The organism is Saccharomonospora xinjiangensis XJ-54, from assembly GCF_000258175.1.
GTDB lineage: Bacteria > Actinomycetota > Actinomycetes > Mycobacteriales > Pseudonocardiaceae > Saccharomonospora > Saccharomonospora xinjiangensis.
The window spans coordinates 2,365,326-2,391,993 of the sequence record NZ_JH636049.1 but is presented as its reverse complement, the minus strand read 5'-3'; the positions used below and the strand labels follow the sequence as shown (position 1 = coordinate 2,391,993).

At 68.5% G+C, this 26,668-nt stretch carries 25 protein-coding genes; 12 read left to right on the top strand and 13 right to left on the bottom strand.

Annotated elements, in window-relative coordinates; translation table 11 throughout:
* Positions 1-19 precede the first annotated feature (19 nt).
* Entirely contained in the window at positions 20-2,254 is a 2,235-nt protein-coding gene (locus tag SACXIDRAFT_RS10460) for an FtsX-like permease family protein (RefSeq protein WP_006238529.1), read from the bottom strand.
* Complete coding sequence (locus tag SACXIDRAFT_RS10455; RefSeq protein WP_006238528.1) at positions 2,251-2,964, bottom strand: ABC transporter ATP-binding protein; 714 nt, start codon at positions 2,962-2,964, stop codon at positions 2,251-2,253. The genes SACXIDRAFT_RS10460 and SACXIDRAFT_RS10455 overlap by 4 nt, the downstream gene beginning before the upstream one ends.
* Before the next feature lie 89 nt (positions 2,965-3,053).
* Here SACXIDRAFT_RS10455 and SACXIDRAFT_RS10450 point away from each other — a divergent pair, with 89 nt between their 5' ends.
* From SACXIDRAFT_RS10450 to SACXIDRAFT_RS10440, 3 genes are all read left to right on the top strand, one after another.
* The gene (locus SACXIDRAFT_RS10450) at positions 3,054-4,901 is read left to right on the top strand and encodes a sensor histidine kinase (RefSeq protein ID WP_050986924.1); all 1,848 of its coding nucleotides are present in this window, start codon (positions 3,054-3,056) and stop codon (positions 4,899-4,901) included.
* The gene (locus SACXIDRAFT_RS10445; RefSeq protein WP_006238526.1) at positions 4,898-5,551 is read left to right on the top strand and encodes a response regulator; all 654 of its coding nucleotides are present in this window, start codon (positions 4,898-4,900) and stop codon (positions 5,549-5,551) included. The genes SACXIDRAFT_RS10450 and SACXIDRAFT_RS10445 overlap by 4 nt, the downstream gene beginning before the upstream one ends.
* A 182-nt stretch (positions 5,552-5,733) precedes the next feature.
* The gene (locus SACXIDRAFT_RS10440) at positions 5,734-7,047 is read left to right on the top strand and encodes an amidohydrolase family protein (RefSeq protein ID WP_006238525.1); all 1,314 of its coding nucleotides are present in this window, start codon (positions 5,734-5,736) and stop codon (positions 7,045-7,047) included.
* Between the two features lie 17 nt (positions 7,048-7,064).
* Here the strand turns inward: SACXIDRAFT_RS10440 and SACXIDRAFT_RS10435 are convergent, their stop codons facing one another.
* From SACXIDRAFT_RS10435 to SACXIDRAFT_RS10410, 6 genes are all read right to left on the bottom strand, one after another.
* Positions 7,065-7,751 carry a hypothetical protein gene (locus tag SACXIDRAFT_RS10435; protein ID WP_006238524.1) on the bottom strand — a complete coding sequence of 229 codons (687 nt, stop codon included), beginning with the start codon at positions 7,749-7,751 and terminating at the stop codon, positions 7,065-7,067.
* Positions 7,751-8,659, bottom strand: a complete 909-nt coding sequence (locus tag SACXIDRAFT_RS10430; protein WP_006238523.1) for an ABC transporter ATP-binding protein — start codon at positions 8,657-8,659, stop codon at positions 7,751-7,753. The genes SACXIDRAFT_RS10435 and SACXIDRAFT_RS10430 overlap by 1 nt, the downstream gene beginning before the upstream one ends.
* Entirely contained in the window at positions 8,656-9,015 is a 360-nt protein-coding gene (locus SACXIDRAFT_RS10425) for a GntR family transcriptional regulator (protein ID WP_006238522.1), read from the bottom strand. The genes SACXIDRAFT_RS10430 and SACXIDRAFT_RS10425 overlap by 4 nt, the downstream gene beginning before the upstream one ends.
* Positions 9,016-9,145: 130 nt before the next feature.
* Positions 9,146-10,366 carry a Dyp-type peroxidase gene (locus tag SACXIDRAFT_RS10420; RefSeq protein ID WP_006238521.1) on the bottom strand — a complete coding sequence of 407 codons (1,221 nt, stop codon included), beginning with the start codon at positions 10,364-10,366 and terminating at the stop codon, positions 9,146-9,148.
* Positions 10,366-10,896, bottom strand: a complete 531-nt coding sequence (locus SACXIDRAFT_RS10415; protein WP_006238520.1) for a copper chaperone PCu(A)C — start codon at positions 10,894-10,896, stop codon at positions 10,366-10,368. Before SACXIDRAFT_RS10415 ends, SACXIDRAFT_RS10420 begins: the two co-directional genes overlap by 1 nt.
* A 118-nt stretch (positions 10,897-11,014) precedes the next feature.
* On the bottom strand, positions 11,015-11,584 hold the full coding sequence (locus SACXIDRAFT_RS10410) for a hypothetical protein (RefSeq protein WP_232285287.1): 570 nt from the start codon (positions 11,582-11,584) through the stop codon (positions 11,015-11,017).
* Positions 11,585-11,695: 111 nt separating this feature from the next.
* Between SACXIDRAFT_RS10410 and SACXIDRAFT_RS10405 the strand changes: the two genes are divergently transcribed.
* Complete coding sequence (locus SACXIDRAFT_RS10405) at positions 11,696-12,106, top strand: helix-turn-helix domain-containing protein (RefSeq protein WP_006238518.1); 411 nt, start codon at positions 11,696-11,698, stop codon at positions 12,104-12,106.
* A 72-nt stretch (positions 12,107-12,178) separates the two neighbouring features.
* Positions 12,179-12,589: a VOC family protein gene (locus SACXIDRAFT_RS10400; RefSeq protein WP_040922585.1), complete on the top strand. Its 411-nt coding sequence runs from the start codon at positions 12,179-12,181 to the stop codon at positions 12,587-12,589.
* Here SACXIDRAFT_RS10400 and SACXIDRAFT_RS10395 read toward each other — a convergent pair.
* The 4 genes from SACXIDRAFT_RS10395 to SACXIDRAFT_RS10380 all read right to left on the bottom strand — a co-directional run bounded on the left by SACXIDRAFT_RS10395 (position 12,586) and on the right by SACXIDRAFT_RS10380 (position 17,350).
* Positions 12,586-13,278, bottom strand: coding sequence for an SDR family oxidoreductase (locus tag SACXIDRAFT_RS10395; protein ID WP_006238516.1), 693 nt, complete (start codon positions 13,276-13,278; stop codon positions 12,586-12,588). The two genes, SACXIDRAFT_RS10400 and SACXIDRAFT_RS10395, sit on opposite strands and share 4 nt — an antisense overlap.
* A gap of 55 nt (positions 13,279-13,333) precedes the next feature.
* Positions 13,334-15,424: a PhoX family protein gene (locus SACXIDRAFT_RS10390; RefSeq protein ID WP_006238515.1), complete on the bottom strand. Its 2,091-nt coding sequence runs from the start codon at positions 15,422-15,424 to the stop codon at positions 13,334-13,336.
* A gap of 234 nt (positions 15,425-15,658) precedes the next feature.
* The gene (locus SACXIDRAFT_RS10385; RefSeq protein WP_006238514.1) at positions 15,659-16,747 is read right to left on the bottom strand and encodes an inositol-3-phosphate synthase; all 1,089 of its coding nucleotides are present in this window, start codon (positions 16,745-16,747) and stop codon (positions 15,659-15,661) included.
* Positions 16,748-16,807: 60 nt separating this feature from the next.
* Complete coding sequence (locus SACXIDRAFT_RS10380) at positions 16,808-17,350, bottom strand: PadR family transcriptional regulator (RefSeq protein ID WP_006238513.1); 543 nt, start codon at positions 17,348-17,350, stop codon at positions 16,808-16,810.
* A 366-nt stretch (positions 17,351-17,716) separates the two neighbouring features.
* Here SACXIDRAFT_RS10380 and SACXIDRAFT_RS10375 point away from each other — a divergent pair, with 366 nt between their 5' ends.
* The 3 genes from SACXIDRAFT_RS10375 (at position 17,717) to SACXIDRAFT_RS10365 (ending at position 22,921) form a co-directional block, all read left to right on the top strand.
* Positions 17,717-18,115 carry a DUF5318 domain-containing protein gene (locus SACXIDRAFT_RS10375; protein ID WP_006238512.1) on the top strand — a complete coding sequence of 133 codons (399 nt, stop codon included), beginning with the start codon at positions 17,717-17,719 and terminating at the stop codon, positions 18,113-18,115.
* Between the two features lie 523 nt (positions 18,116-18,638).
* Positions 18,639-21,272, top strand: coding sequence for a transglycosylase domain-containing protein (locus SACXIDRAFT_RS10370; RefSeq protein WP_006238511.1), 2,634 nt, complete (start codon positions 18,639-18,641; stop codon positions 21,270-21,272).
* A 47-nt stretch (positions 21,273-21,319) separates the two neighbouring features.
* Positions 21,320-22,921 (top strand): glycosyltransferase family 87 protein, encoded by a 1,602-nt coding sequence (locus tag SACXIDRAFT_RS10365; protein WP_006238510.1) that lies wholly within the window; start codon positions 21,320-21,322, stop codon positions 22,919-22,921.
* Here SACXIDRAFT_RS10365 and SACXIDRAFT_RS10360 read toward each other — a convergent pair.
* On the bottom strand, positions 22,882-23,652 hold the full coding sequence (locus SACXIDRAFT_RS10360) for a deoxyribonuclease IV (RefSeq protein ID WP_006238509.1): 771 nt from the start codon (positions 23,650-23,652) through the stop codon (positions 22,882-22,884). The two genes, SACXIDRAFT_RS10365 and SACXIDRAFT_RS10360, sit on opposite strands and share 40 nt — an antisense overlap.
* 109 nt (positions 23,653-23,761) lie before the next feature.
* Between SACXIDRAFT_RS10360 and SACXIDRAFT_RS10355 the strand changes: the two genes are divergently transcribed.
* The 4 genes from SACXIDRAFT_RS10355 to SACXIDRAFT_RS10340 all read left to right on the top strand — a co-directional run bounded on the left by SACXIDRAFT_RS10355 (position 23,762) and on the right by SACXIDRAFT_RS10340 (position 26,649).
* On the top strand, positions 23,762-24,625 hold the full coding sequence (locus SACXIDRAFT_RS10355; RefSeq protein ID WP_232285286.1) for a hypothetical protein: 864 nt from the start codon (positions 23,762-23,764) through the stop codon (positions 24,623-24,625).
* A 107-nt stretch (positions 24,626-24,732) separates the two neighbouring features.
* Complete coding sequence (locus SACXIDRAFT_RS10350; RefSeq protein ID WP_006238507.1) at positions 24,733-25,701, top strand: hypothetical protein; 969 nt, start codon at positions 24,733-24,735, stop codon at positions 25,699-25,701.
* Positions 25,702-25,831: 130 nt separating this feature from the next.
* Complete coding sequence (gene rpsF, locus SACXIDRAFT_RS10345) at positions 25,832-26,164, top strand: 30S ribosomal protein S6 (RefSeq protein WP_006238506.1); 333 nt, start codon at positions 25,832-25,834, stop codon at positions 26,162-26,164.
* 5 nt (positions 26,165-26,169) lie between these two features.
* Positions 26,170-26,649 (top strand): single-stranded DNA-binding protein, encoded by a 480-nt coding sequence (locus SACXIDRAFT_RS10340; RefSeq protein WP_006238505.1) that lies wholly within the window; start codon positions 26,170-26,172, stop codon positions 26,647-26,649.
* The last annotated feature ends 19 nt before the right edge of the window (positions 26,650-26,668 follow it).

Below are 26,668 nucleotides of genomic sequence, written 5' to 3'. Positions count from 1 at the left end.
GGCCTCCACGGCGTGTGCGTCAGTCGTCGGAAAGAGGTTCGCTGCTCACGCGCTTCAACGTCGGTGCGCACACCGACGCGGCGATCAACGCGGCGACGACACCGAGCACGACGGGCGCCGACACCCACGGAGTGACCATGGGCGGTGTGACGGAGATGAGGCCGAACAGGCTGATTCCCACCGCCACCCCGAGCGCACCGGCACCGATCGTGGCCACCAGCGCGGGCATCGCCGCCTCCGTGCGCAATGCCCTGCTGAGCACCCGCGCCGGGGTGCCTGCGGCCATGAGGGCGCCGAAGGTGCGGCGGCGGTCCATCACAGAGCCCGCCGTCGTGATCGCCGCACTGCACCCGCTCAGCAACGCCGCGATGGCAAGCCCGATCACGGTGACCCTGCGCAGGTCGTCAAGCTGAGCCTGTTGATTGGCGAGCCTTGCGGTGACGCTGTGAATGTGCTGACCGTTCGCGGCTCTGCCGAGTGCGGTCCGAACGACCTCGTTGGTCTCCGGGGTCGAGGACACCGCGACAACGGCAGCGGCTGATGGTGGGGCGTTCGCTGGAAGGGCTGCGGGATCGATCAGCAACAGCATGTCAACGCCGTCGCTTTCTCCTCGGATCCGGTGCACCGGCGTTCCCTTCGGGAGCGGAGTGGCTTGCTCGCCTGGGCTCATCGCCACACCCGCGTCGTCCCCGAGCCGAATGGGGCCTGTCGCATAGACACCGGGTTCCTTCTCGCAGGCGCCTGCCATGTCGGTCCGCAGCAGCCGTGCGGCGGCGTCACATTCAACGACCATGGCCGGTTCAGGGGCGCCATCGACGACGAGTTCCACCATCTTCACCTGCTCCGCGGCCTCCCCGACGCCGTACCTGGCCAGCGCCGCGTCGGTGCGTTCGGCAACCGCCTCGGCCTCGGTACCCGCATTGGCGTACAGCACCGAGTCGCGAAACGGCGACGACGAACCCGCGAGAGTTTCGAGTGACGGCAGCAGCGTCAACGCCATCGAGCCGGTGAAGACGGCCAGCACCACGCCTGCGGACGAGCGGTAGGCGCCCTTCGGGTCGTGCCGAAGCCTGCGACCAGCGAGCAACACCGACGGCCTGCGCCACATGCGGGAGAACACCGAACCGATCGCGGCCGTCACCCACGGCCCGACGAGCATCGACGACCCGATGAGCAGGCCCATCGCGCCGAAGAGAACCAGCGGACCTCCCGCCACCGCGGGGTTGGCGACTACGGCGAAGAACGCGGCAGCGGCGACGGGCACCGACAGCAGCCGCGCCCAATGTGGCCGCTTGGGACGCTGGGCGTTCGCGGCGCCGAGCGGAGTCCTGACGACGCGCCACAAGCCGAACACCGCTGCCGCGAGCACCAGCAGAGGAATGGAGATGACCACGGAGGCGGTCAGCGCGGGCGAGGTGACGAAGTCGCTCGCCTGCCACGTTCCGCCGTCCCACGACACATGGGACACGGCCCAGCGAGCGAGCGGGCTCACGGCCAACCCCAGCAGCGCACCGCCGACGGCGGCGATGGCGTTCTCAGCTGCGGCCATCCCCACCACCTGGCCGGGGGTCGCACCGGCCAGTCGCAACGCGGCGAGCCTGCGTTCGCGGCGCGACGCCGTGAGCCGGGCCGCCGATGCCACCAGCACGAGACTCGGAACGAGCAGCACGACCACGCCCACGCCCGCAAGCAGGTCCAGCGTCACATCGTTCACCATTCCCGCTGGCGCGAAACCGCCGACCGGCATCGCGAACTGCGCCAGCTCGTCCTCCGTGTGCCCCACCAACACGACGAGCTGGCCGGGATGGGTGAGTGCCTCTGGGCCGAGCACACCGACGACTTCGCCCGGATAACGCTCACCGAGTGCCGAGCCCGGCACCTCACCACTGAGTTCGCGCAGCGCGGGCGACATCAGCACCTCGCCCGGCGCGGGGAACCGCTCGATTCCGGCAGGCAGGTCGATGGCCGAAGGATCACCGGTCGCCGCGACGTCAACCCGGGTGATCTTGTGGCCCTCGTAGAAGTCCTCGCTCGCGGCCAGCAGCATCGGCGTGTCTTCGGTGACCCCCACGCCACCGATGTACAGCTCCTGCCAGGCCGCCCGGTCAACGCGCGCCTGTGCGGCTCCCGGAAGCGAGACGAGGATCAGCATCAACGCGGTGGCGACCGCGACCCCAACTCCGGTCAAGATCGCCGAGGTCCTCGTGCGCCGATCGACGCGCAACACTCGTAACGCGATGCGGAACGCGGTCACAGCTGCACCCTGCCGTCCCGCATGGACACGGTCCTCGGCATCGACTCCGCGATGTCCGTGTCGTGAGTGACCACCACAACGGCCGCGTTGGTCTCGGCAGCCGCGTCGAGCAGTGCGCGCATGGTTTCGGCGCCGGTGCGGGTGTCGAGCGCTCCCGTCGGCTCATCCGCGAAGATCACACTCGGCCGGTGCGCGAGCGCCCTCGCGATCGCCACCCGCTGCGCCTCGCCGCCGGACAGCTGCCCCGGCAACCGCTTCTCCTTGCCAGCGAGCCCGAGCTTGTCGAGCCATTCCAGCGCCGCCGCCATGGCCGACGACCGGGACGCCCCGCCGAGCAACAGCGGCAACGCGGCGTTCTCCTGCGCGGTCAGCTCGGCCACGAGCATGCCCGACTGGAAGACGAACCCGAACTGCGTGCGACGCAACTCGCTGCGCGGACCTTCGCCGAGCTGATCGATGCGGCGACCGGCGAGGAGCACCTCACCCGCGTCCGAGGGAAGGATTCCCGCGAGAACATGCAGCAGCGTGCTCTTGCCTGAGCCCGACGGCCCGACGATCGCCACGGCGTCACCCGCCCCGATCTCGATGTTCACCCCGTCGAGCGCCCGCTGGGTGTCATAGGTCTTGATCAGTCCCCTTCCCACAAGCACGGGTGGAGTGCCGTGCACGGCCGAGGACCCCGGAAGCTGGGTCTGTGTGTGCGAACGCATGACCGGAAGGCTCCCGTGACAGACCCCTCTTCCACATCGGACGGATGGGCGGGACCTCCCCGGAGCCCATCGGCCGATCGACCGAGGTAATGCCGACCAGATGGCTGCGCTGGGCACCACGTCGGCTGCTCTACCGTCGAGGCGTGCCCACTCGATCAGCCCGCGACCTCGCAGCCACCGTGTCGAACCGGCTCGGATTCTCCGGGATCGTGCTGCTCGCGGCCCTGGCGTGCGACCTCGTCATCATCGCCTCGGCCGCCCTCGACTCGACGGGCCCTCGCGGTGAGGACCTGTGGCTGCTCCCCGGCATCGTGGCCCTTTCGGCGTGTGCGTTGTGGGGCCGCCGCATGCCGTTGCCCGCAGGGCTGGTCGGCTCCGCCGTGCTGGTGCTGTCCAGCTTCCTGATCATGGCGAGTGACACCTTCTCGTACTCGGCGGTCCTAGAAGGCATCACGTTCGCCGAGACGGTCGCGGGTGTGGAGCTGGTCTACTTCGCGGTACTGAGGCTTTCGCCGCTCGTGGCGACGGCCGTCACCACGCTGCTCGCGCTGGCGACAGTCACCGCCACGGTGGTGCGAGCCGAGATGTGGGTGTACGGCGGCTCGCTCGCCGCGACGATCTTCGCGGGCGGGGTGCTGCTCCTGCTGGCCGTTGTAGCAGCCGCCGTCCAGCGCGGGCCTGGACTCGGGCGGAGGCAGGACAGCGCTTTCGCGGTGGTGTTGAAACGACAGTGGCCGCTGGTCAGCGTGCTCGCGGTCATCCTCTTCCTCGAGACGTTCTACGCGGCGGCGGCCCGCGGGTTCGGCGTCTTCGTGCTGCTGTGCTCGTTCGGCACGGCCGTCGTCGCCGTCCTGGCGTCGCGCATCCCGGCGTGGTCCGCGGTGTACTACAGCGTTCTCGTCGTCATGGCCGGTGCGGTCAGATGGATCACCGGCGCCGGTTACACGTACGCCGACCTCTACGGCATGCCGGTCAGCCAGATCGTCAGCGGCATGGTCGTGGTCGTGTTGGTCGTCCGGCACGAAACGCCGAAGCGTGCGGCGTGGCTGATCGCGCTCCAGTCGTCGGCCGTCGCGCTCGTGACGATCGCGAACAGGCCGTTCATGAACTTCCCAGCCGTGCGGACGTTGTTCGTCGCGGCTCTACTGGTGCTCGGGATCTCGGTGGCTGTCGGGATGTTCCTCCGCGCCCGCGATTCCGAACGCGCCCAGGTGGTCGCGTCCGCCGTGAGCGATGCACAGACCACGGAGCGGATGGCGTTGGCGCGCGAATTGCACGACGTCGTGGCCCACCATGTGACGGGCATCGTGGTGCAGGCGCAGGCGGCGAGGATGCTCGCCGAGCAGAACCCCGTCGTGGTCGTGGACGCGCTCGAACAGATCGAGCGGGCTGGCACCGACGCGATGACCGCCATGCGCAGGCTGGTGCGGAGCATGCGGGGCGACGCCCCGTCCGGGACCAGCGAGTTCAGCGAGCAGGCCACCACCGACCTCGCCGCCGACCTGCGACGGCTCGTGGAAACAGGCAACCACGGCGTGCCAACTCGGCTCGATCTCGACGTGCCGGAAGACCTGCCTGCCGAGGTGGCGCGGTCTGCGCTGCGAATCGTGCAGGAGTCGCTCACCAACATCGGCAAACACGCCGAGGGCGCGACGAGGGCCGATGTGTCCGTGCGCGCCGTCGGCGCCGAACTGCACATCCGGGTCGCCGACAACGGCGACGGCGGTGCGGGCCGACGGCACCGGGCCGAACGACCGTCCGAGGACTCCGGATATGGTCTGGTCGGTATGCGAGAACGAGTCGATCTCCTGCGGGGGCAGCTCCGCGCGGGACCGTCGCCGGACGGCGGTTGGCTCGTCGAAGTCGCGATTCCCCTGGCCTCACCCGGTCAGCACACACCCTCGCTCGGCGAGGCAGGCAGGAAGGACGCCGAGTGATCCGGGTACTCATCGCCGACGACCAGGACATGGTGCGCGTGGGATTCCGCATGATTCTCGGTGCGCAGGAGGACATCGAGGTCGTCGCCGACGTCAACAACGGGGTGGACGCTGTGCGGATGGCCCGCGAACTTCGTCCCGACGTGTGCCTGCTCGACATCCGCATGCCTGGGCTCGACGGCCTCGAAGTAACGCGCCGGCTGGCAGGACCGGACGTCGCCGACCCGCTCAAGGTCGTGGTCGTCACCACGTTCGACCTCGACGAGTACGTCCACGCCGCCCTGGGCGGAGGAGCGTCCGGCTTCCTGCTCAAAGATGCCGGTCCCGCACTGCTCATCGAAGCCGTGCGGGCAGCGGCGCGCGGCGACGCGCTCGTGTCGCCACAGGTCACCGTGCGGTTGTTGAAACACTTCGGAACGAGCAGGCCGGAGAGCCGCAGCACACCGCCCGCCGACCTGACGCCGCGAGAACTCGACGTCGCGAGGGCCGCCGCGCGCGGACTGACCAACGGGGAGATCGGCGCCGAACTGTTCCTCTCGCTGTCCACGGTGAAGACGCACCTCGCGTCCGTTCAGGCCAAACTCGGCGTGCGCAACAGGGTGGGAATCGCCGCGTGGGCTTGGCGGAACGGACTCATGGAAGGGCAGTAGGCCGGAAACATACGCAACCGAGGCCGACGCCATGGAAGTGGCGACCGGTGCTGCTGCGATAGCCCCGGGTGGCGCTTTGGTGAGCGCGGTGTCGGCCTTGAACAAGTCGATGGGTTCATTGCCGCGCAGTGACGCCGGGAACTTCGTGACCGGCAGGCCTTCACGCCCCTACGATCGACCGCATGGCCTTCCGTCTCCATGCCGCCGTCGTGCTGCCTGCTGACCCAGCCTGTTCCGTGGTGCGGGACGGAGTCGTCGATGTCGATGACCACGGCAGGATCTCTTTCTGCGGCCCCGCCGACAGCGCCCCGACCGGTGAGCAGGCGCCCACCGAAAGCCGCCGCCTGCCCGGCATCCTCCTTCCCGGCCTCGTCAACGCCCACGCACACAGCCCCATGGTCCTGTTCCGGGGCATGGGCGGCGATCTTCCGCTGCTGCGCTGGCTTCGCGAGGTAATCTGGCCTGCCGAGGCGAAGTTGCGTCCGGGCGATGTGCTGGCCGGCATGACACTCGGATCGCTGGAGATGCTGAGCCGGGGAGTCACCACCAGCGCCGAAATGTACTTCCACGCCGAGCAGATGGCTGCCGCCGTGCTGGCCACCGGTGGGCGCGCCGTCCTCGGGGCGCCGATCATCGACCTTCCCGGCATGCACTGGCGCACCATGCTCGCCGACACCGAACGCTGGATCGACGCCGACGGCCTTCGGTTCGGCGACGGCGACCGTATCGAACTGACCTACGCCCCGCACTCGGCCTACATGCTGCCCGTCGAGGGGCTGGAGGCCATCGCCGCCTCGGCTGCCTCCCGGGACGCGCTCGTGCAGATCCACGTCGCCGAGGCCGCTGACGAGGACGCCGCACAGCGCGCCGAACACGGTTCGGTTCCCGCGCTGCTGAAGAAGGTGGGGCTGCTCGAAGGCCGGTTGCTGGCCGCGCACGCCGTCCACCTCTCGGACACCGACATCGCGCTGCTGGCCGCCCACGGCGCCGGGGTGGCGCACTGCCCCGGATCGAACGCGAAACTCGCCTCCGGTATCGCGCGTCTCGCCGATCTGCGGGCCGCTTCGGTGACCGTCGGGCTCGGCACCGACGGCCCCGCCAGCAACGACGACCTCGACCTCTGGGAGGAGATCCAGCTCGCCGCCATGCTCGCTCGGCTGTCCACAGCGGACGCCACGGCCGTGAGCGCCGCCGAGGCGCTGCTGATGGCGACACGTGGCGGCGCGGACGCTCTCGGCAGGGACGACATCGGTGCGCTTGAGGAAGGCCGGTGGGCCGACCTCGTCCACATCGACATCGACGACCCCGCGTTCGCCACCGGGCTGGACGTGCCCGGCAACCAGTTGCTCGCCAACCTCGTGTGGGCGGCGGGATCGCGGCGAGTGACCGACGTGTGGGTCGCAGGCGAGCACGTGATCGAGGGCGGCGAGTCCACGCGCGTCGATCGCGCCGCGGCGCAGGCGGACGTGGCCGAAGCCGCGGCCCGCCTGCGCTGACCCCCTGCGCTCGGCCCTCAGGGCACGGCGCGGCGCATCGTCAGGTAGGAGACACCCGCGAGCAGCAGCGTGATCACCATGGGATACCCGGCCTGCAACGCGATGGCGGGCTGGGAGCTGAGGAACCGGCCGAGTTCGTCCCACCAGTCCTGCCAGTTCACGATCAGGGCGAGGCCGACGACCACCGCGCCGAGCGAGACACCGAGCGCCCACACTCCGTACTGGCCCCAGCGCTTGAACACGATGCCGATCCACACGCCGAGGAACGACAGCGCCACGAGCGGCGCCGTGTAGGCGAGGAACTGGAGAAAAACGTTGTCGTGGGAGAGGAACGGCAACGCGAGGAAGGTCAGCTCGACCCCCCACCCTCCGGTGGCCTCCTCGACGAGCTTGCCCATTGTGAGCAGCACTCCGTAGATCGCGGCCTGGCCGGACACCACCATCGTCGTGGCGCCGAAGAACTCCTTCCGCGTCACCGAGAGACCGAGGGCGAACGGGAACATCTGCGTCATGGTCTGTAGATGGGCGACGAGCATCGTGGCGTAAAGAGCGAACAGGCCACCGGTCGCGAACCCTCCTGAGGCGAACGCACCGGAGAGCACGATGTTGCCGACCAGGACGAGAGCCACGATCAGCATGGGGAGAACGAGCACGGAGAACACGTTGACGAGCTGAATCCTCGCCACCCTCACGAGCTGAGCCATCACTTGGCCTCCTTACCGTGTCCGCCGTTGCCCGCCGAGGCGAGCGTCCTTTCCCGGCCCGCCGTCTGGCTGGCGCGCACCACGAGCTGCTGAAGAGACACGGGTTCGATCTGGAGGTTGTCGGCCTCCCGTTGCCCGACCGAACCCTGGAGGGTGAGGCGGAGGATGCCGCCGAGTTGCTCCCTGTGCAGCTCGGTGTGCCCGATCGCGAACTCCTCGACCGCCGTGACAGGACCGGTCACCGTGACGGCCTGCGAGCGAAGGGACTCCGAGCTGTCGTCCATGAGAATCCGCCCCGAGTCGATCACGATGACGTGTTCGATCAGATCGGCGACCTCGTCGATGAGGTGGGTGGACAGCACGATCGTGCGGGGATGCTCCGTGTAGTCGGCGAGCAACCGGTCGTAGAACATCTGCCTCGCCACGGCGTCGAGCCCGAGGTACGGCTCGTCGAACAACGTCAGTGGCGCGCGGGCGGCCAGCCCGATGATCACCCCGACAGCCGAGAGCTGGCCACGGGAGAGCTTCTTGATCCGCTGCTGGGTACGCAACCGGAACTCGTCAACGAGTTCGGCGGCGAAGTCGTCGTCCCAGTTCGGGAACACCAGGCTCGCGGCCTCGAAGGCGTGCCGCACCCGGAAGATGTCCGGATACTTCTGCGACTCCTTGATGAAGCAGATGTTCCGCAACACCTCGGCGTTCTCGTACGGCGAGGCGCCGAACACCTCGACGCTGCCCCCGGTGGGCACGTCCTGGCCGGTGAGCATCCGCATCACCGTGCTCTTGCCCGCACCGTTGCGGCCGAGCAGGCCGTGGATGCGGTTCTCCCGCAGGTCGAAGGACACGTCGGACACGGCGGTGGTCGAACCGTAGCGCTTGACCACCCCGCGCAGGCTCGCCACGGTCATGCCTCGTCCTCCCAGCTGTCGATCATCTTCTTCAGGTCCTCCGCGTCCATCCCCAGGCGTCTTGCCTCGGCGAGCAACGGCGCGATGAACTTCTCCGCGAACCCGTTGCGGCGCCGCAGCAGCAACGTCTCGCGCGCCCCGGCTGTCACGAACATTCCGACCCCCCTCTTCTTGTAGAGCAGCCCGTCGGCCACGAGCTTGTTGATGCCGTTCGCGGCCGTCGCCGGGTTGATCCGGTGAAAAGCGGCGAGTTCGTTGGTGGACGGCGCCCGGCTCTCCTCAGGCAGGGAGCCGTCGATGATCGCGTCTTCGAGCTGCTCCGCGATCTGCTGGAACAGCGGGCGACCGTCATCCATCAAGCGCTCCGCCCGTCGAACCATCTTGGTTCATTAGTCATGTGGGTAACCATGACACCATGGAGGCCGAGCTGTCAACGTGCCGAAAAGCTCGGGCCGCCCTCCTCGAACGGCGGGCGGCCCGATCCGGTCAGTCCTCCAGGAGCGGTTGTCCGAGGTACTCGCCGTCGCGACAGCCTCGCGGCACGGCGAACACCGCCGATCCGATCGGCGTCGTCCAGTCGTTGAGCGAGTCGAGTTCGGCCAGCCTGCGCTGGATCGGCGTGAACTGCGCCTCGACGTCGGCCTGGAAGGTGATGAACACGAGACCGCTGTTCGACAGCTGCCCTGCGGGGGGAGGGTCGTCGTAGTTGTAGCTGCGGCGCAGGAACCGCTGGCGCGGGTCGTCGGAGCGGGATCGGCGGATGTGGGCGAACTTCGGGATGACCGAAAGCCCTCCCGGCCCTGTCGCCGCGAGGTCCGGCTCGTCGTGCTCCGCCACGCCGGTCAGCGGCGCTCCCGTGTCCAACCGCCGCCCGATCACCTGCTCGCGCGCCGAGCGGTCGAGTTCGTCCCAGGTGTCGAGGTTCATGGCGATGCGGCGCACCACCATGCTCGTGCCACCCCGGAGCCATTCCGGCCCCTGCTCCCCGATCCAGATCAGCCGATCGTCGTCGGCACCCGGCCGCAGGTTTCGCGTGCCGTCCACCTGGCCCATCAGGTTGCGCATGGTGGTGCCCTCAGGCACCGTGCCTGGGCTGTTGCGGAAACCGCGTTGCACCCAGCGGGGACGGGCGAACGTCCGCGCCTGCCTTGTGAGCACCCTGACCGCGTGCGCGACGGTGATCTCGTCGTCGGCACCCACCTGCACCACGAGGTCGCCACCGCTGTACTCGTCGCGAAGGCGATCGATCGGGAACGGCGGCAGCGGGGCGAGCCAGCGGGGCCGCAGCCGTTCACGCCGCGCGACGGCGAGGAAACCGGGGCCGAAACCGACCGTCACGGTGAGCCGCGCCGGCACAGTGGCCAGCTCCGGTTCCGTGTCGGACAGCGCGGGCCGTCCACCGGTGAGCCGCTCGATGTCGTCGGTCCAGACCCGCATGAGCCGCACGAGTGCCGCCCTGTCAACACCGTCGAGCAGATCGAACGCCACCAGCGTGGCGAAGGACTGCGGCGGCGTGCCCACACCGGCCTGCCGGGGACCCCGGAACGGCACGGTGGCCGTTCCGGCCGTTCCCCCGCCCGCCCGCACCCCGTACGGTGTCTGCTCGTCACCGTCGAGCAGTTCCCTTCCACCGAGTGCGGCGGCGCCACCCAGCGCCGCCGCTCCGGTGACAAGGAACGCCCGGCGGCCGATTCGCCGGGCGGACATCAGTGCCCGCCGTCGTAGGACTCGTTCGCGCCGCTGAACGACCGCGCCACCACAGTGAACTCAACCGTGGAGCCGTCCTCAGCGGTGAGGGTCACCGGCACGTCCTGGCCGGCGAGAACGGGTTCGGAGAGGTCCATCAGCATCAGGTGATCACCGCCGGGTTCGAGGACGTACTCGCCGCCAGCCAGAACGACGAAGCCACCCTCCTTCTCCCTCATCTTCGGCTTCGGGCCCCCGCCGCCCATGCCGCCCACCGTCTCGTGCAGCTCGCCCGTACCCGCGACAGGCGAACTCATCTCGACGACCCTGACGTCGGCATCGGAACCGTTCGTCAGGGTGCCGAAAACACCGGTCATGTGCCCGTCCGACGCCTTGGCCCACCCGTCTTTCAGGGTGAGCGCGGACGCCCCGTCCGAGGCGTCCTTCCCCGGGTCGGGCGCGGCTGTCTCGGCCGCACCGCACCCGGAGAGCAGCAGGGCCAGCGCGGAAACACCGGCGACGCCGATGATGCGTGTACGTGAAGAACGCATGTCGTCTCCTCCAGGAACAAGAACTTCGAGAACACGCCACGGGCACGCGCGGACAACCGGCCCTTGAGCAAGCCGGATCGCTCCGCGCGGCGGAACGCGCGGCGTCAAGCGGCCCGTGTCATCCGGACACGGCCGCGCGGAAGGAGACGATCCACGGTGGCCCTCGACGCGAGGCGGCACTCACCAGCCCTCGGCGGGCACGTGACCCGCGTCGCTGCCCACGCGGGCGAGGCGGGGAGGCCGGTCCAGCAGGCGACGGCAGGCGGATCGCGGCGGCGACCGCGCGGCTCAACCACGACCACACCGCCCACAACAGACGCTCGCCGCGCGTGAGCCACATCGCCGTGATCCCAGTCGCCACGAGGTGGGCGCCTGCCATACCGGGAGACCACAACGAGATGGCTTCGGCCTCGTGGTGCCGGCCCGCTGCGGTGAAGACGTGGTGGAGCACGACCTGCCCCGACAGCAGGAGCAGCGACAGGGTGCGGAAGGACAACCGCCGCCGCGACACGACGAACACGGAAGGCAGGACGATCAACGATCCCGCCACGAGTGTCGAGGCATCGACGGGCGCGCCGCCGACAAGATGCGCGATCGCGGACAGCACGACGACCGTCGCCGTCACCGCCGTGACCCGCACAAGTCGAAGAACCCCGGCAACGGGGGTCCCGCTGAGCCGCGCACCCACGTCGGCGACGCTACCAGCGGCGTCGCTCCCACCAGCGGGAATGTGGGCGGATCGTCACCTCCTGCACGCGCGGCGCGCACCGCGTTCGCCCCTGTCGGGGAAGGTGGTGAGATGGTCCTTGTGAGCAGCGGCATGGGAGCGCGGGAAGCGACCAACCGCCGCATGCTCAGGGCACGGGACGCGATGGACCGCGACTTCGCGAAACCGCTCGACGTCCCCGCACTCGCGCGCATCGCGCACGTCTCGGAGGCGCATTTCACGCGCACGTTCCGCGCCACGTTCGGTGAGACTCCACACCGCTACCTGCAACGCCGCCGCGTCGAGCGCGCCATGTTCCTGCTCAGGGAGACCGAGCGCAGCGTCACCGACATCTGCTTCGAGGTCGGGTTCGGCAGCCTCGGCACGTTCAGCCGCACCTTCAGCGCCATCGTCGGCCGCTCGCCACGGACCTATCGCGGGGAAACGGCCTCGGCCGTCGTCCCGACCTGCTTCATGATGACCTGGGCACGGCCACGCGACTGAACCACAGGGCCAGGGCGATCTGAGCAGTTCCGGAGAAGTAACGGGGTGCGGCTCGCCCATAGTGTCGTGGACATGTTCAACGCCATCACACACTCGCAGATCTACGTACTCGACCAGGACGAGGCACTGGAGTTCTACGTCGGCAAACTCGGCCTCGACATCGCCGCCGACATCGACATGGGATTCATGCGCTGGCTCACCGTCTGCGTCCCCGGCCACCACGAGCGGCAGATCTTGCTGGAGAAGCCCGGAACTCCGGGCATGTCCGAGGAGACGACGCAGCAGGTTCGCGACCTCGTCACCAAGGGAGCGATGGGCGGCTGGCTCATCTTCACGACGGACGACTGCCGCAAGACCTACGAGACCCTGCTCGCGAAGGGAGTCGAGTTCACGGAGGAACCGACGGAACGCCCCTACGGCATCGACTGCGGGCTTCGTGACCCGTTCGGCAACCGCATCCGCTTCACCGAGCCCAAGAGCTAACGCGTGGGCCTCGGACGGATGGTGACCTCCGTGAGGTGAGCGTCGGGGCTCGCGGTGACGGCGGCCACGACGGCGGCGGCGACGGACTCGGGACGCAGGTACTGCTCCGGCGAGTACTCGCCGCCCTCGTGGCTCACCACGGCCCGCTGCATGTCGGTGTCGGTGCGGCCCGGGTAGACGCTCGTGACCCGAAGGCCACGGCCGGACTCCTCGGCGCGCAGCACATCGGCGTAGGCACGGAGGGCGAACTTGCTCGCCGCGTAAGGGCCCCAGCCCTCGCGTGCCGCGAGTCCCTGGCCGGAGTTGACGAAGACGACGTGGCCCTTCGCAGCACGCAGCGCCGGCAGTGTCAGCCGGGTCAGCTCTGCGACGGCGACGACGTTGACCTCCAGGTTCTGCCGCCACACCTCGGCCTCGGAGTCCGCCACCGAACCGAGTTTCGCCACACCGGCCGAATGCACGAGCACGTCGAGTGCGTCGATCGACGCGCACGCCTCGCGAAGCGCCTCCGCGTCGGTGAGATCGACCGGCCACGGCTCGGCCGCGGGCAGCTCCCGCGCACGCTCCGCCAGCACGTCGGCGTTCCTTCCGCCGAGCAGCAGCCGGTGAGTCGGAGCGAGGGCAGCGGCCACGGCCGCGCCGATGCCGCGAGTGGCACCTGTGACAAGAGCGAGGGGTCGGTCGGCCATGCGTCCACCGTAGACGCACGGCCGACCGGCCCCTCAGCTCGCGGGTGTCAGACCATCAGGAACCGATGCGGCCCGACCGCCCCCACTTGCCCTTCTTCCACACCGCGACGATCGACGGCCTCGGCTGGGCCGCACCGCCGTCGGGCCAGTGCGACTCCGGGTTCTCGGCCGTGCCGCCCTCACCGGGGTGCTGCACGGCGACGAGCACGACGTCGTCGGTGATCACCGGGCCACACGCCTCCGCGCCGATCGGGACGGTCAGGAACTGCTTGACCTGGCCCCGGTTCGGGCCCTCGACGGGAACGGCGAACAGGCCGTCGTTCGAGCCGAGCGCGTTGCCGTCCGTGGAGATCCACAGGTTGCCGTGACTGTCGAACGCTACGTTGTCGGGGCAGGAGATCGGGCTGACCTTGCTCTTGTCGAACCCACCGAAATAGGTGTCGGCCTCGGCGGGGTCACCACACACCAGCAGCAGGCGCCACGCGAACGTCGTTGACGCCGCGTCGCCGCGGTGCTCCTCCCACTCCAGCACGTGGCCGTTGCGGTTGCCGTTGCGCGGGTTGGCTTCGTCGGCCGCCGCCTTGCCGGCCTTGCCACGGTCGCTGTTGTTGGTCAGCGCCGCGTACACCCTGCCGTTGACCGGGTTCGCCTCGATGTCCTCGGGACGGTCCATCTTGGTGGCTCCGACCTTGTCGGCCGCGAGGCGCGTGAAGACGTACACCTCCTCGGCCGTCATGCCCGGAACGTGCGAGACGTTGCCGCTGGCCAGCGGAATCCAGGTGCCCGTTCCGTCGAACTCGCCGTCGGAGGGCAGCCTGCCGCTGCCGTCGATCTCGTTCGCGGGGCTGTCACCGGTGAACTTCGCGACGTAGAGCGTGCCGTCGTCGAGCAGGCGCGAGTTGTGCCTGCGGGCGTGTGCGCTGCGACCGGGCTTGTACCTGCCGTTGGAGACGAACTTGTAGATGTAGTCGAAGCGCTCGTCGTCACCGGAGTAGACCGCGACGCGGCCATCCTTCGTGATCTTGATGTTGGCGCCCTCGTGCTTGAACCGGCCGAGCGCGGTGTGCTTGATCGGTGTCGAGTTCGGGTCGTTCGGATCGATCTCCACGACCCAGCCGAACCGGTTGGCCTCGTTCGGTTCCTGTCCGAGGTCCCACCGCTTGTCGAACCGCTCCCACTTGCGCCTCGACGCACCCGCCTTGAACCCGTAGCGGCGGAGCCGCTCGGCCTCGACCGGATCGGTCACCGCGTCCGCGTTGGCGAAGTACTGGTTGAAGTTCTCCTCGCCCGACAGCACGGTGCCCCACGGGGTCACCCCGCCCGCACAGTTGTTCTGCGTGCCCAGCACGACACGCCCCGAAGGGTCGGCCGACGTCTTGAGCAGGTCCGAACCCGCGGCGGGACCACGCACCTCGAACTCGGTGTCCATGGTGATCCGGCGGTTGTACCGGCTCGGAACGACCTTGAGACCACCCTGCGGGTCACGAACGGTCTGCACGACCGACATACCGTGCGCGGCCCACGCGATGCGCACCTGCTCCTCGGTCGGGTTGTTCGGGTCGTACGTACCTGCCGGGAACATGTGGGTCTCGGTGGTGTACTCGTGGTTCACCACCATGAGGTGGCGCCATCCCGAGGAGTCCTGCGGGATCAGGCCGACGAAGTCGTTGTTGTACCCGAACTGCATGGCCTGCGCCGCAGCGGTCTGGTTCCGGTGGTCGAACCGGGGAGCGCCGGGCAGCACCGGGTCGCCCCAGCGGATCACGACCTCCTGGTCGTAGCCGTCCGGGATCACCACGGCGTCGGCGGTGTTGGGCGCGACGGGCGTGAAGTCGGTGCCGGGTACGGGACGTGACGGCTTGCCGTGGCCGTTGCCACGACCGGCGAGTGCGGCGGGGACCTCCGCCGCCGCCGTGCCGGACAGCGCGGCGAACCCGGCCGCGGTCGCCGACATCACGGCGGTGGCCTTCAGCGCACCGCGCCGGGAGAGCACGCTCTTCGCGACGTCGCCGAAGTAGGTGTTGTCGGAGGTGTTGGGGGCGGGGTGGGCGCAGGCGTTACCGCAGCGGTACTCGCACGTGACGGCCGAACGGCCAGGACGGTGAGAGCTCAGCAGGGGCAGCAGTCGTCTCGGCTCAGTGGACACACTGTCTCCATGTCACTCGATCAGGGCAAGCTCCGGTGACGTTAGGTGCGCAAAGCAAGCCACGGTATGCCTGACGGTGAACATCAAACGAACGGGCTAAACCACCCATTCCCATCGTGCTACCAGCGAGGGCGGGCTCGCGGACGTTCGAAGCCCTCGACAACGCGAAGGGGCCGCCCCGCCCGACGGCGGAAACGGCCCCACACTGCTCGATGTGACGACGGACGCGCTGCCTCAGCGCTCCACGTCGCCGCGGATGAAGCTCTCGACGGCGTCGCGGGCGGTGGAGTCGTCGTACTGCTGCGGCGGCGACTTCATGAAGTACGACGACGCGGACAGCAGCGGGCCACCAACACCCCGGTCCTTGGCGATCTTCGCCGCGCGAACGGCGTCGATGATGATGCCTGCCGAGTTCGGCGAGTCCCAGACCTCCAGCTTGTATTCAAGGTTCAGCGGCACATCACCGAACGCCCTGCCCTCCAGCCGCACGTAGGCCCACTTGCGGTCGTCGAGCCACTGCACGTAGTCGGAAGGACCGACGTGCACGTTCGCCTTGCCGAGGTCCCGCTCGATCTGGGAGGTGACGGCCTGTGTCTTGGAGATCTTCTTCGACTCCAGCCGCTCCAGCTCCTTCATGTTCTTGAAGTCCATGTTGCCGCCCACGTTGAGCTGCATCGTGCGGTCGAGCTGGACACCGCGATCCTCGAAGAGCTTCGCGAGCACACGGTGGGTGATGGTGGCGCCGACCTGCGACTTGATGTCGTCACCGACGATCGGCACACCCGCCTTCTCGAACTTGGCGGCCCATTCGGGGTCGGATGCGATGAAGACCGGGATGGCGTTGACGAACGCGACACCGGCGTCGAGCGCGGCCTGCGCGTAGAACTTCGACGCCTCCGAGGACCCCACAGGAAGGTAGGACACCAGGACATCGACCTCGGCGGCCCGCAGCGCCTCGACGATATCGACCGGCTTCTCGTCCGACTCCTCGATGGTCTCCTGGTAGAACCGGCCGAGCCCGTCCAGCGTGTGCCCACGCTGCACGGTCACCCCGAGCGGCGGGACGTCGCAGATCCGGATGGTGTTGTTCTCGCTGGCGAGGATCGCCTCGGACAGGTCCTGCCCCACCTTCTTCGCGTCAACGTCGAAGGCCGCGACGAACTCCACGTCCCGCACGTGGTACTCGCCGAACCGCACGTGCATCAATCCGGGCACGCGCGAGGCCGGGTCGGTGTCGCGGTAGTAGTGGACCCCCTGAACAAGCGACGCCGCGCAGTTGCCGACGCCAACGATGGCCACCCTTACGCGGCGGTTCTCGCCCATGCCGGTATCTCCTTACTAGTCATTGCCGGGTACTGATGCCGAGCGGCGGTTCAAGGGACTTCAGCCCTGTTGTCCCCGCTGCTCGGCCTGTTCGTGCGCGATCAGCTCGTTGAGCCAGCGCACTTCCCGTTCGCTGGCCTCCAGCCCGAGCTGGTGCAGCTCACGGGTGTAGCGGTCGATCTTCTCCTCAGCCCTGGCCAACGCTGCCCGAAGACCTTCGCGACGCTCTTCGACACGGCGTCGCCTGCCCTCCAGAATCCGCATCCGAACGTCGGCCGGAGTCCTGGAGAAGAAGGCCAGGTGCACCCCGAAACCCTCGTCGTCCCAAGTCTGGGGACCGGCGTCGGCGAGGAGTTCGGAGAAACGTTCCTTTCCCTCGGCCGTCAGCTTGTAGACGCGCTTCGCGCGCCGGTTCCAGCCGCTGGTGGCCTCGGCCTGTTCCTCGACGATCCACCCTGCCCTGAGCATCCTGCGCAGGGTCGGATAGAGGGAGCCGTACGAGAAGGTGCGGAACATGCCGAGCGTTTCGTGAAGGCGCTTGCGCAACACGTACCCGTGCATCGGTGCCTCGTGCAGCAGCCCCAGGATCGCGAGCTCCAACACAGTGCACCTCCTCACGGGAACGTCGAGCATGTCGCCCGGCGTTGGCTTCAATGGCCGACATGGCCGACATGGCCCACAGGTGCCTGTCGCACGCCGGCGAAAGCCACCTGGTGGACCAGTCGTGCCACCGGGACCTTCCGCGATCCTCGCGAGGTCACGAAGGTCCTCGTTTCTTCGAGTACCCAACCTACCCCGGTTTTATATCGGGTCGATACATCGAAGTGGTGGAGCTAACCCGCACCTTGCCGACCACACGCAGCCTGTTCACCAAATCGTTACCCAAACGTCGGCGTGTCCGGCCTGTCACTCAGCGTCCTTCCGTCGAGTCCAAGCCGACACCACTGCGAAAACCCGTACCCTGTCAGCGTGCGAAACCAGCGGCAGATCGTCGATTACGCGCTCCAGCGGCGCGCGGTGCTGGCCGAGTTCTACTCGGGCAGGGTCAGCACCCTCGATGTCTGCGATGCCACTCCATACCTGCTGCGGGCCGCCAAGTTCCACGGCAGCCCGAGCCCCGCGACATGCCCGGTGTGCCGAGGTGACGCGCTGACCGAGGTCGCATGGGTCTACGGTGACGAACTCCGCCACGCGGCAGGATCGGCAAGGGCACCGGAGGAACTCGACCGAATGGCCAACCACTTCAGCGAGTTCACCGTCTATGTGGTCGAGGTGTGCCGGTCGTGCGGCTGGAACCATCTCGTCAAGTCATACGTCCTCGGAACCGGGGCTCCGCATCCGCCGTCCCGGAGGACCGCGGGACAGTGACACACGACACCGGCTGCACACTCGTTGCCACACTCGCTGCCGTAGCGCACGTAGGTTCGGTTCGCAGAACGGCGTGTCAGCAGGCGCCGATCTGGGAGGGTCTTGAGTGAACGACCAGGGAAACCACCACTGGCCTGAGGAGGAACCGGGAGATCGCCGACGGCCCGGTTCGCCCGGCACCGGCGGCACACCGTCCGGGCCATCCAGGCCTTCCGGGCCACAGTGGCCGACGGGCGACGAACGCCCGCGTGCACCCCGCCCTCCGGAGCGCGGTCCCGCACGGCAGGCCCAGCCCGGCAGGCGTCCTCGACCGCCTCAGGGTGTCCCTCCTGCCGGTGCGCGGCAGCAGCGACCTCCTCAAAACCCACAGACCCCACAGACCCCACAGAACCCGCAGACCCCACAGAACCCGCAGCGTCCTCAGCGACCTCAGGGTCCGCCCGGCGCTCCACAACCACCGCAGGGTCAGCGACGGCAGGCTAGACCGGACCAGCGGCCAGGCGCCGAACGGGGCACCAGGCGCGTGCCGGGCGAACGACCCGTACCTCCTCCACAGGCACGCAGGCAGCCGCCCCAGGCCACCGCCCGCTCCGGCGAGGGCGCCCCACCGCAGGCAGGGCGAAGGCCGGGATCGCCGGGGCAGCGACCCCCTCGCAGGCCGGGTGAACGTCCCGCGAACTCCGCTGCGGCGGGAGCCGCGGCAGGAGCGGGCGCGGGCGCGCTGGCCGGGTCGGGGGAACGGGAACCGGAACTCATCACCCACCGCGCGTACAACGGCACCGCCGACGCACCCGGTGACTACGACCGGTTCGACGACGACGGTTTCGACGGCGGCGATCGCCTTGATGACCGGGTGGAGGAGCGGCACCACGAACCCGGCCTCGGCGACGAGGGGGACGGCGACGCACCCCGGAAGAAGAAGGGCAAGGCGGCTCTCACCCCAGCCCAGCGCCGCAAGCGCCGCTGGAAGATCATCCGACGTAGCCTCTACGCCTTCGTCACGCTGTTCTTCGTCCTTCCCGCCATCGCGTTCGCCATCACCTACTTCCTCGTGGATGTCCCCTCGCCCGAGGAGGTCGCCGAACAGCAGGCCAAGGTCGTCACCTACTACTACGCCGACGGCAAGACCGAGATGGGCCGCGACGTCCCGCCCGACGGCGGCAACCGCATCCTGCTCAAGCCTCACGAGATCACGCCACAGGTGAAGCACGCCGTCTACGCGGCCGAGGACGCCACGTTCGAGACCAACCCCGGTTTCGACGTCAGCGGCATCCTGCGCGCGGTGTACAACCAGCTCACCGGCGGCGTGGGCGGTGGTTCCACCATCACCCAGCAGTACATCAAGAAGGCCACGGAGAACGAGGAGTACTCGATCACTCGTAAGTGGACCGAGCTCGTCAAGGCGTTCAAGATGAGCAACGAGCAGTCCAAGGACGAGATCATCACCGCCTATCTCAACACGATCTACTTCGGCCGTAACGCCTACGGCATCGAGACGGCGGCGCAGGCGTACTTCGGGAAGTCGGCCAAGGAGATCAACGCCTCGGAGGCGGCGTTGCTCGCCGGGATGATCCAGCAGCCGGGCCGCTCCGAGTACCCGGAGGTCCGGGAGAAGCGCTGGAACTACGTGATGGACCAGTTGGTGGCCAACGGCTGGCTCACCAAGGCCGAACGCGACGCGGCGAAGCTGCCCCAGCTCATCGACCTGGAGGATTCGAGGCCCGAATCCATCAGCGGCCCCGAGCGGTTCATCCAGCAGCGGGTGAAGGAAGAGCTTGAGGCGAAGGGCTACCCGGAGGAGAAACTCCAGGCAGGCGGCTACCGGGTCTATCTCACGATCGACCAGAAGGCGCAGGAGGCAGCCGAGCAGGCCGTCAAGCAGGTGATGGAGGGTGAGGACCCCGAGTTGCATGAGGCACTCGTCGCCGTCGATCCCAAGACCGGCGCCGTGCGTGCCTACTACGGCGGGCCTTACGACCCCGAAGTGCCCGGCGGCCAGTACGACTGGGCTTCGGCCCAGCGCAACCCGGGCTCGTCGTTCAAGCCGTTCGACCTCGTCGCGCTACTCAAGAAGGGCAAGGGCCTCGGGGAAACCTACGACGGCACCTCACCGAGGATGTTCGGCGATCGCCCGGTGCGGAACTCGAACAACGAGAGTTGCGGCCCCAACTGCACCGTCGAAGAGGCGATGAAGCGCTCCATCAACACCGTGTTCTTCGACATCGTCGTGAACGAGGTCGGCCCGCAGGCCGTCGTCGATGCGGCCACCGAGGCAGGCGTCCCTGAGGAGGGCAGTGGTGTCGATGGCAGGCCCACCATGCCGACCCTCGACGGCAACATCTCCATCGGTGGTGGCGACACGATGGTCTCGCCGCTGCACATGGCAGCTTCCTACGCCACCTTCGCCGACGACGGCATCCGGCACGAGACGCACTTCGTCGCGAAGCTGACCACCGCGGACGGCGAGGTCGTGTTCGACGAGACCTCGGAGGTCGCCACCGAGGGCGAACCCGCTTTCTCGGACGACCCGGCCGAGAGCAAGCAGATCGCGGGCAACGTCACGAAGTCGCTGATTCCCGTGCTGGAGCACTCCGAGTTGATGTGTGCGGGCGAGCGGGACTGTGCGGGCAAGACGGGAACGCACCAGTACGTTGACCCGTCGGGCGCGACGGTTGACGAGAACGCCGAGGCGTGGATGGTCGGCTACAGCCCGCAGATCTCGGCCGCGGTGTGGGTCGGTACGGGAAAGAACAAGCCCATCCGGGATGCCGCAGGCAACCGGGTCTACGGCAGCGGCCTTCCGGGCGAGATCTGGAAGCTGTTCATGGACGCCTACCACGAGGGCAAACCGCTGATGGAGTTCCCCGAGGTGGAACCCATCGGCAAGATCCCGACCACGCCGCTACCGGAGACGTCGCAGCCGCCCGTGACTAATTCGAGTTCGTCCGCAGTCGTGACCTCCAGTTCCGCGGCCACCTCGGAGTCGTCGAGGCCGTCGAACACCGACTCGAACCGTCCTTCGAACACAACGGGCAACGGCGACGAGGACGACGGCAAGACCACCGACGTCACCAATCCCGGAGGTGAGCCGGGAAGGCCGGGCGACGAATGGGACTGGCTACGCGGAAGGGAAGCTGACGCGAGCGAAACCCAGTAGCCGAAGGGCGAGGCGGCCACTCGGCGGCGACACGTAACATTCGCGACGTGTCCAGCGATATTCATGGTTCGCCTGAAGCCCCGACGCCCGACACCGCGTCGCTGGACGCCACCCAGCGGGAGATTCCGAGTTGGTCCGACCCACTCGTGGAAGGGGCCACCCGCCCCGTCGGCGGACCGCTGGGCACACACGCGGCTGTCGGAAGGCACTGGTTCTGGACCCCGCTGCGGGTGTGCCTGCTGCTGGCCATCCTCGGCCTGACAGCGGGCTGGTTCGGCAAGGCCGCCTGCATCCAGCAGTACGTCACCGACGACGGTGGCGTCGAGCTGGACTGGCGGTCGGGCAGACAGTACGTGGCGATGTGCTATTCGGACATCGTCCCTCTCTACACCGCCGAGCGGCTGGACGATCCTGGCACGTTCCCCTATGCCACGAGCTGGGTCGAGAACCAGGGGACCGAGCACGAGCAGGTGCGGTACATGGAGTACCCCGTCCTCTCCGGCCTGTTCCAGTGGGTCAACGCGAAGCTGACCCACGCCTGGACCGGCGCCGCGCAGGCGGGCTGGCTTCCCGCGGCATTGCCGGTGGCGGTGTACTTCAACATCACCGCCTTCTTCCTGTCGGTGGCGTGGCTCGTCACCGTGTGGGCTGTGGCGAGGACAGCGCGACGGCGGGTGTGGGACGCCGCCATCGTCGCGGTGTCGCCGCTGGTGGTGGTGCACGCCTTCACGAACTTCGACGCACTCGCCACCGCGGCCGCCGCCACGGGACTACTCGCGTGGTCACGCAGCAGACCGGTACTCGCCGGCGTGCTGTTCGGGATCGGCGCCGCGACGAAGCTCTATCCGCTCTTCCTGCTCGGCCCTCTGCTCGTGCTGTGTCTGCGGGCAGGGCGGATGCGAGCGTGGAGCGCCGCAGCCGGTACCACCGCCCTCACCTGGACGATCATCAACCTGCCCTTCATGCTCTTCCTCCGCGAGGGCTGGTCGGAGTTCTTCCGCCTGAACACGCAACGGGACATGGACCCCGACTCGCTGTACAACGTGATCTCGTACTTCACCGGGTGGCAGGGCTTCGACGGGCCGCTCGCGCCCGGCGAGGCGCCTGCGGTACTCAACACGGTGAGCGGGGCACTGTTCCTGGCGCTGTGTGCGGGTATCGCCTACGTGGGGCTCTCCGCTCCCCGCAGGCCGAGAGTGGCGCAACTGTGTTTCCTCGTCGTCGCGGCTTTCCTGCTCACCAACAAGGTCTGGAGCCCGCAGTACTCGCTGTGGCTCGTGCCGCTGGCCGTGCTCGCGCTGCCCCGCTGGCGGCTTCTGCTGGGGTGGATGGTGATCGACGCCCTCGTGTGGGCTCCGAGGATGTTCTACTACCTCGGCACCGAGAACAAGGGCCTGCCCGAAGGCTGGTTCCTCGGGACCGTGGTCGTGCGCGACATCGTCGTGGTGCTGCTGTGCGTCGTCGTTCTGCGGGAGATCTATCGCCCTTCCCGCGACCCGGTGCGGGTCGCGGGCATCGACGATCCCGCTGGTGGTGTGCTGGACGGCGTGGCGGACTCCGTCGTGATCAGGCGGCGGCGTGGACCGGACCGGCGTGAGGCGCGCCGCGATCAGAGTCTCGCGCGCAGGAACTCGATGTCGGCCGCCTGACCGTCCTGCGGGGTTTCCACGATCACCGGAGCCCCGGCTTCCCTCGCCACCGCGACGAGCAGTTCCGGGTCGATGGTGCCCTCACCGCCGACGACGCCTGCGTGGCGGTCGCGCTGCGAACCGTGCTCGTCGCGCGAGTTGTTGAGGTGGACGAGATCGATCCTCCCCGTGATGGCGAGCACTCGGCCAACGGCCTCCTCGAGATCCCATCCCGCCGCGTAGGCGTGGCAGGTGTCCAGGCAGAACCCGGCGCCGAAGTCGGCCACCTCGTCCCACAGGCGGGCGAGCATGTCGAGATCGCGTGCCATGGCCCCCTCGCCGCCCGCGGTGTTCTCGATGAGCAGCGGGACGCCGAACCCGCCCTGCTCCTGCTGCCGCTCGAAGAGCTTGCGCCAGTTGGCAAGGCCCTCGGCAGGCTCCTCACCCTTGCGGACGTGGCCGCCGTGCACGATCAGTCCACGCGCCCCCGTCTCGGCCGCGGCTGCGGCGTGCGCGGCAACGGTCTTGCGAGAGGGAATCCGGATCCGGTTGTTGAGCGAGGCCACGTTGAGCACGTACGGCGCGTGGATGTACACCGCGATCCCCGCTTCGGCGAGTTCGGTCGCCTGGGGATGCGAGTGCGGGGTCTTCCAGCTCTGCGGATCGGCGAGAAAGAACTGCACCGCTTCCGCCGCTCGCTCTCGTGCCGCCGACAAAGGGTCGTCATCGCGGACATGCGCGCCGATCTGCATCGTCAGAGGGTAACGATTCGCGGCGCCCGAAATCGAGTACGGTGACCGTGTCCCAGACATTTGACCAAGATCACATCAATGGAAAGCGGGACGGGGACCGCACCCGAGAGTGAGGGCGACACGGCTCATGGAAAGCGGGTATCGGCACATGCGCATCGGCTCGGCGGGATTGGCTCTGGCGACGATGGCGGGGCTGGCGTGGCCGTCGAACGCGGCCGCCGAGGAGACTGAACATGTTCTCGCAGGTGACTGCGTCGAATGGTGGTCCGAGCAGGACGAGGGCAGGGCGCTGTCGGCGCGGCCGGGTCTGCTGAGCCTGAACCTCGGCCGGCAGGAACGAACGACGCTCGAGGTCGGCGAGGACAGCCCCGAGAGCGGCGAGCACCAGTCCGGTGACAGGGTCCTGTCGATCTCGCTGCCCGGCAACATCAGCCTCGGCGGGGCAGGCACGCTCACCGAACTCACAGGCGAGGGCTGCGAACCCGGAAATGACACCGATGACGGTCTCGCCGAACCCGATCCTGGCGACGGTGAAACAACTGCCCCCGATTCGGGTGACACACCGCAGGATGAATTCGGTCAGAACGAGACGACGAATCCCGGCCACACCGACGCTATCCATTCACCGCCCATTTCCGAATCGGCCGCTCCTGGCACGACAACCGCGCCGTCCCCGACCGGGCACACGGCTGCGGTTGCGGGGCCCGGAGCGGGAGCCGACGGCGGAGGGCCGGGCAGGGTCAGCCTCGACCAGGCACCGGGCACAGCCGAGCGGACTCCCTCAGCACAGCGATCAGCGCAGCGGGAGGAAGGGAGCACGTTCGTCGCAGTGCCCCACGACTCTCGTGCCACGCAGGACGCCAAGGCCGCCAAAGCCGTCGAACGGCTTCCGTTGCTGCTGGCGATCCTGTCGCTGGTGCTCGTGGCCGCTGCCCTCGTCCACACCTGGGCGAGGAGAACCCTGCTGCGCTGACCGGCGGAGGGGGCCTGTGTAGCCCAGGTCACTCCCATCCGGCGCGTCACCTCCGGCGTACCCCTGTCGTTGTCCTTGTCAACACGTCGTCAACGAGGAGGACGCCCGTGCGGATCAGCTCCGCCGCTCTCACCCGGGTGGCTCGAAGGACGCTCGCAACGACCGCAGTCCTCGCGGTCCTCGCGGGCACGGCGGTGGCGACAGCGGGCACGGCCTCGGCGGCCACGGTCACAGCGGAGCACTGCACCTCCGTTGTCGGGGGCAGGGTCGGCGACACTGTGCTCCTCGACGGCGCCGCGGTGTCCGAATTGGTGCGCCAGGGTGCCGAGCAGGCCAGGACCATCGTCGTCGTCCACCACCTCACGATCTGGCCGAACCATCTCGCGAGAAAGATCGAGGGTGAGCAATTCGAGGTCGGCACGATCGCCGACAAGCGCGTCGGCACCATCGGCGGCGAGGCCATCGGTGAGGTCGTCAGGGACGCGCTGGAGGGCAGCGCGGGTCTCGGCGCCCTTCCCTCAACGCAGGAGACGACGCTCGACACCATCGCCGCGCGCGTCGCCGGTGCGTGCTCGATGACGGTCGAGGCCACCAACTACACAGCTCCGAGCAAGACGAAACAGCCTGCTGAGAAGCGTGATCAGGACAGCTCGCAGAATTCGCAAAGCGGGACAGAACCGAGGTCCGGCTCCGATTCCCGCGCCGAGGGACGGCAGTCCTCCGCAGACGGCGGCTTCCAAACCACAGGAGACGCCACGGCTGCGCGCCGCGACTACGGCGGCATCCCCGTGGCAGAGGCCCCCGGAGCGGGGATCTCCGTGCCCGAGGACCTGCGCTACGGACCGTCGAGCGGCCTTCCCGGCGAACTGACCACGCCCAAGTACGGTGTCGTCGGCGATCCCGAGGGCAGCGGCGGGCACGGTTCCGCCGACGTCCGCGACGCGGGCGAAGCCTCCGCACTCGCCGTACAGGACCAGCGGCAGGCGGTACAGCTGCCCATGCTGCTCGCCGTCGTGGCGCTGGCCGCCGTCACAGCAGGGCTCGTGCGCACCTGGGTGCGCCGGCGCACCGCCTGAGCCACCGCGTCCTCCGCTCCTCCACGGGGCGGAAACGGCCTGGTCGGACCCGGCGGCTAGACTCTGTTCTCGACAACCCTCCTGCCACGGACAGTCCGTGGCCGCTCAAGCCCGTAGGAGGTGAGTGGTTGTGTCACGCCATTACGAGGTCATGGTGATCCTCGACCCTTCGCTCGACGAGCGCACCGTCGCTCCGACCCTGGAGAACTTCCTCCAGGTCATCCGCTCGGCCGGTGGCAACGTCGAGAAGGTTGACGTGTGGGGCCGCCGCAGGCTGGCTTACGAGATCGCCAAGAACGCGGAAGGCATCTACGCCGTCCTCGACCTCTACACCGACCCCGACGCGGTGAAGGAACTCGACCGGCAGCTGTCACTTCAGGAGACCGTGCTGCGCACCAAGGTCGTCCGCAGGCGCGCTCCGCGCGGCGCGAAGAAGGCCGCCAAGGCCGCCGCGAAGGCCTGATACCGATGGCCGGAGACACCATCATCACCGTGGTCGGCAACCTCACCGCCGACCCGGAGCTGCGGTTCACGCCGTCCGGTGCGGCCGTCGCGAACTTCACCGTCGCCTCGACGCCGAGGACCTTCGACCGCCAGACCGGTGAGTGGAAGGACGGCGAGGCCCTGTTCCTGCGCTGCAACATCTGGCGCCAGGCCGCCGAGAACGTCGCGGAGTCCCTCACGAGGGGGGCCAGGGTCATCGTTCAGGGCAGGCTGAAGCAGCGGTCGTTCGAGACCAAGGAAGGCGAGAAGCGCACGGTCGTCGAACTCGAGGTTGACGAGATCGGCCCATCACTGCGTTACGCCACGGCGAAGGTCAACAAGGTCAGCCGGGGCAGCGGCGGAGGCGGATTCGGCGGAGGAAGCGGCGCGCCTTCCGACGACCCGTGGGGCTCCGCACCTCCCACCGGCGGCGCGGGCGGCTTCTCCGACGAACCGCCGTTCTGACGGGCCTGCGGCCTCGACC